Origin of the sequence: Phenylobacterium sp., from assembly GCF_020402505.1 — a bacterium.
Lineage (GTDB): Bacteria > Pseudomonadota > Alphaproteobacteria > Caulobacterales > Caulobacteraceae > Phenylobacterium.
The window spans coordinates 1-4,841 of sequence record NZ_JADBZL010000087.1 but is presented as its reverse complement, the minus strand read 5'-3'; the positions used below and the strand labels follow the sequence as shown (position 1 = coordinate 4,841).

Genomic DNA, 4,841 nt, shown 5'->3' with positions numbered 1-4,841 from the left:
GTAAAGGACCTCCAGGTAGGGCGGGTCCGTGGTCCGGGTCCGGATGACAGCTTCCACGATCGCGCCTCATATAGTTGCAGATACAACTATTAAACACGCCCTCGGCGGCGTCAAGGATCAAAGGGCCCCTCGGCGAGTCCCTTCCGGGCCAGGGCGTCAGCGCGTTCGTTGAGCTCGTGGCCGTTGTGGCCCTTCACCCAGCGCCACTGCACCTCGTGTCTCTGCCGGGCTTCGTCGAGACGGCGCCAGAGGTCCTCGTTCTTCACAGGCTTACGGTCGGCGGTCTTCCAGCCCCGCGCCTTCCAGTTGCGCACCCACTCGGTAATGCCGGTGCGCAGGTACTGGCTGTCGGTGTGCAACTCCACCCGGCAGGGCCGCTTCAGGGCCTCCAGGGCGCGGATGGCGGCCATCAGCTCCATGCGGTTGTTGGTGGTCGCCGGATCGCCCCCGAAAAGCTCCCGTTCATGGTCGCCCCAGAGGAGCACTGCCCCCCAGCCGCCCGGCCCCGGATTTCCCGAACAGGCGCCGTCCGTGTAGATCACCACGTCCGGCGTCATGCGCCCGGGCCGAACAGGAGCAGGTCGGCGGACTCGCGGTGCACGGCCAGCTTCCGCTCGTACTCCAGGGGCGACTTGGGCCGCACGAGCGCGCCCTCGGGAACGGGACCCCAGTCGGCCAGCCGGGTGAGAAAGAACCGCATGGCTGCGCCCCGCGCCAGCACCGGCAGGGCGGCCCGTTCGGCTGGGCTGAGCGGACGGCGGGACTCGTAGCCCGCCACCAGGGCCCGGGCGCTGGTGACGTTGAAGCTGCCGTCCGCCTCGAAGCACCAGGCGTTCAGGGCGATGGCGATGTCGTAGGCCAGCAGGTCGTTGCAGGCGAAGTAGAAGTCGATGGCCCCGGCGAAGACCTCGCCCCGGAAGAAGACGTTGTCGGGGAAGAAGTCCGCGTGGATCACGCCGGCAGGCAGGTCCGTCGGCCAGGCGGTGTCGAGGGCGTCGAGGTCGGCCCGGATCGTGGCGGCGAGGCCGGGCTTGAGGGCCTCCGCCGCCGCCGCCAGGGGCGCGAAGAAGGGCCGCCAGGCGGCGTGGCCCAGGGAGTTCTGGCGGGCCAGGCCGAAGCCGTCCGCCGCCAGGTGCAGCCAGGCCAGCCCGGCCCCCGCCTCGCGGCAGTGGGCGGCGTTGGGCCGGCGGACGGACAGGCCGGGCAGGAAGGTGACGATGGCGGCCGGCTTGCCCCGCACGACCTTGAGGGTGCGGCCCTGCCGGTCGGCCACCGGCGCAGCGCCGGGGAAGCCCCGTCCCGCAAGCCAGGTCAGGAGGTCGAGGAAGTAGGGCAGGTCGTCGGCCCGGACCCGCTTTTCATAAATGGTCAGGATGAAGCGGCCGGCCTCGGTCTCCAGGAGGAAGTTTGAGTTCTCGACACCCTCGGCCACGCCCTTGAGCGACAGGGGCGCGCCGATGTCGAAGTCGGCGAGCAGGGTCGCCAGCTCCTCGTCGGTGATGTCGGTGTAGACGGCCATGCGCCCGGATTGGGCGAGGCGCGGCGCCGGGTCAAGCCAGTTCGTCGAGGTGGCGGAAGCTGGCGCCCCGCCGACCCCCGCCGCGGGTCCGCACAGGAAGGACTCAAGCCAGCAGGGCCCGGGGCAGCTTGAAGCTGACGGTCTCGCGGGCGGCGCCGATCTCCTCGACGGTGACGGCGAAGGCGTCCGATAGGCGGGCGATGACGCCCTGGACGAGGTCCTCCGGAGCCGAGGCCCCGGCCGTCACGCCGACGGTGGCCGCACCCTCCAGCCAGGACAGGTCGAGGTCGTCGGCGTCATCGATCAGGAAGGCCCGGGGCGCCCCGGCCTTCAGTCCGACCTCGACCAGGCGCACGGAATTGGAGGAATTGGCCGAGCCGATGACCAGCAGGACGTCGCAGGCTCCTGCGATCGACTTCACCGCCTCCTGGCGATTGGTGGTGGCGTAGCAGATGTCGTCCCGGTGCGGAGCGGCCATGTCGGGGAACCGCGCCTTCAGGGCCTCCACGATTTCCGCCGTGTCGTCCACCGACAGGGTGGTCTGGGTGACGTAGGCGACGCCTCCGGTCCCTGCAGAAACAAAGGCGCGCGCATCTTCAAGGGTCTCGATCAGCACCACGGCGCCGTCGGGCAATTGTCCCATGGTGCCGACCACCTCGGGGTGCCCGGCGTGGCCGATCAGCAGGACCTGGCGGCCGGCGGCGTGGTGGCGGGCGGCCTCCACATGGACCTTGGAGACGAGGGGGCATGTGGCGTCGAGGTAGGTCATCCCCCGGGTTCTTGCGCCCTCCATGACCGACTTCGGGCTGCCATGGGCGGAGAAGACCACCGGCCGGTCGCCCGGGCACTCCTCGAGGGTCTCGACGAAGACGGCGCCCATGTCGCGAAGCCGGGAGACCACGTGCCGGTTGTGGACGATCTCATGGCGCACATAGACCGGTGCGCCGAAGCGTTCGAGGCTCGCCTCGACCACCTGGATCGCGCGGTCGACGCCGGCGCAGAAGCCCCTGGGCGCGGCCAGGCGGACGGTCAGGGCGGGTCGGGCGACGGGGTCTGCGCTCATGGCTCCTATCTAGGGTCTGACAGGCCGCGTTGCAGCCGTAATCTTTGTTCAGTATCAGGGAGCCTCGCCGCGCCTTCCGCGCGGCGACTTCCCCGGACGACCCGATGCGCAAGAGCTCCCTGATCGCCGCCCTCCTCCTCGCCTGCGCCTTCGCCGTCCCGGCGACCGACGCCCTGGCCCAGTCCCGTCGCAGCCCGGACGACCAACAGTCCGACGAGGCGGCGCGCAAGCGCCAGCGCGACGCCGAGTTCGGAGACAACCAGGCGCCCCTGCCGCAGCTTCGGAACGCCGGTCCCTGCCCCTTTGTGAAAGTGCTTTACGACGCGGGGCGCTACGTGGAGTTCAACGGCGGCAAGGAGGCCTCCGCCGAAGTGGCCTGGTCGGGCGAAATCCAGAAAATCTCCGCCGGCTGCGCCTACAAGGACGCCGAGCCCATTACGGTGGCCATAGACATCCTCTTCGCCGCCGGACGCGGACCGAAGGCGACCGGAGAGAGCAAGACCTACCGGTACTGGGTGGCCGTCACCCAGCGGAACCGCATGGTGATCGACAAGGTCTACTTCGACCTGCCGATCCGCTTCGAGCCCGGCCAGGACCGCCTCTACGCCGTGGAAAGGGTCGACGGGATCGTCATCCCGCGGGCCAGCCTGACCACCTCGGGGTCGAATTTCGAGATTCTGGTGGGCTTTGACGTGACGCCGGCCATGGCCGACTTCAACCGCCAGGGTAAGCGCTTCCGGCTCGACGCCGGCGCTCAGACGGCAGCTACGGGCGGCCGGACCCCGAGATGAGCGGACTGAGGTCCGCGATCGACCAGCGCCTCGCCGGGGCGTTCGGGGCTCTTGGGCTGCCCGTCGACCTGGCGCGCGCGACGGCCTCGGACCGCCCGGACCTCGCCGACTTCCAGTGCAACGGCGCCCTGGCTGCGGCCAAGAGGGTCAGCCGTAACCCAAAGGAGATCGCCACCTCCGTGGCCGAGGCCCTGGGTCAGGCCCCAGAGTTCAGCTCTGTGGAGATCGCCGGGCCCGGCTTCATCAACCTGCGCCTGTCCGACGCCGCCCTGTCCGCGCGCGCCGGAGAGATCGCTGCCGATCCCCGGCTGGGCGCCGGGGAGGTCCCGACGCCGCGACGCATCCTGATTGACTATGGCGGCCCGAACGTCGCCAAGCCCATGCATGTGGGTCACCTGCGCTCGTCCATCATCGGGGAGTCCCTGAAGCGCATCCATCGCTTCCGGGGCGATAGGACCGTGGGCGACGCCCACTTCGGCGACTGGGGCTACCAGATGGGCCTGCTGATCGGGGCGGCCATGGACGCCGACCCCTGGATCCGGGCCCTCGTGGAGGACCTCAACGCCGCCGGGACCGAACCCTCGCCGGAGGCCGAGGCCGCCGCCTTCGAGGGCCTCGCCCGGCGCATCAGCCTGGCGGACCTGGACCGGATGTATCCGGAGGCCGCCGCCCTCGGGAAGACCGACGATGCCTACCGGAACCGCGCCCGGCGGCTGACCGCCGAATTGCAGGCCCGGCGTCCCGGCTGCCTGCTCCTGTGGCGGCACTTCGCTCGGGTTACCCAGGTGACCCTGGCGCGGGACTTCCACGCCCTGGGCGTGGACTTCGACCTGTGGAAGGGCGAGAGCGACGCCGATCCCCTCATCCCCGAGATGGTCGCTGACCTGGAGGCCCGCGGCCTCCTGGAGGATGACCAGGGCGCGCGGATCGTCCGGGTGAGCCGGCAGGGCGACAAGCGCGAGCTGCCGCCCCTTTTGGTGGTGTCCTCCGAGGGTTCGGCCATGTACGGGACCACGGACCTGGCCACCATTCTCGACCGTCGCCGGACCTTCGATCCGGACCAGGTCCTCTACGTGGTGGACCAGCGCCAGGCGGACCATTTCGAGGTGGTGTTCCGGGCCGCCGTCCTGGCCGGCTACGCCGCCGAGGGGCAGCTGGAGCACATCGGCTTCGGCACCATGAACGGGACCGACGGCAAGCCCTTCAAGACCCGCGAGGGCGGGGTGCTGAAGCTGAACGACCTGATCGAGATGACCCGCGACCGGGCGCGCGAGCGCCTGCGCGAGGCCGGCCTGGGCGCCGAGCTGCCGGAGGAGGCCTTCGAGGCCACCGCCCACCAGGTCGCCGTGGCGGCCCTGAAGTTCGCCGACCTGTCGAACTTCCGCGGCACCTCCTACGTCTTCGACCTCGACCGCTTCACCAGCTTCGAGGGCAAGACCGGGCCCTACCTCCTCTACCAGGCGGTGCG

The 4,841-nt window shown here is 70.3% G+C and carries 5 protein-coding genes; 2 read left to right on the top strand and 3 right to left on the bottom strand.

The genetic code is table 11. The features are described from left to right. Positions 1 to 110: 110 nt before the first annotated feature. From rnhA to ispH, 3 genes are all read right to left on the bottom strand, one after another. Positions 111 to 557 carry a ribonuclease HI gene (rnhA, locus tag IM632_RS06870; protein WP_293523779.1) on the bottom strand — a complete coding sequence of 149 codons (447 nt, stop codon included), beginning with the start codon at positions 555 to 557 and terminating at the stop codon, positions 111 to 113. Continuing rightward, positions 554 to 1,519, bottom strand: a complete 966-nt coding sequence (thrB, locus tag IM632_RS06865; RefSeq protein ID WP_296483495.1) for a homoserine kinase — start codon at positions 1,517 to 1,519, stop codon at positions 554 to 556. The genes rnhA and thrB overlap by 4 nt, the downstream gene beginning before the upstream one ends. 103 nt (positions 1,520 to 1,622) lie before the next feature. Continuing rightward, on the bottom strand, positions 1,623 to 2,582 hold the full coding sequence (gene ispH / locus IM632_RS06860) for a 4-hydroxy-3-methylbut-2-enyl diphosphate reductase (protein WP_293519798.1): 960 nt from the start codon (positions 2,580 to 2,582) through the stop codon (positions 1,623 to 1,625). A 104-nt stretch (positions 2,583 to 2,686) separates the two neighbouring features. Between ispH and IM632_RS06855 the strand changes: the two genes are divergently transcribed. Both IM632_RS06855 and argS read left to right on the top strand, forming a co-directional pair. Next, complete coding sequence (locus IM632_RS06855) at positions 2,687 to 3,373, top strand: Tat pathway signal sequence domain protein (protein ID WP_296483499.1); 687 nt, start codon at positions 2,687 to 2,689, stop codon at positions 3,371 to 3,373. Further along, positions 3,370 to 4,841: arginine--tRNA ligase (gene argS / locus IM632_RS06850; RefSeq protein ID WP_296525121.1), on the top strand; the 1,472-nt coding region annotated here is incomplete at its 3' end. The genes IM632_RS06855 and argS, both read left to right, overlap by 4 nt.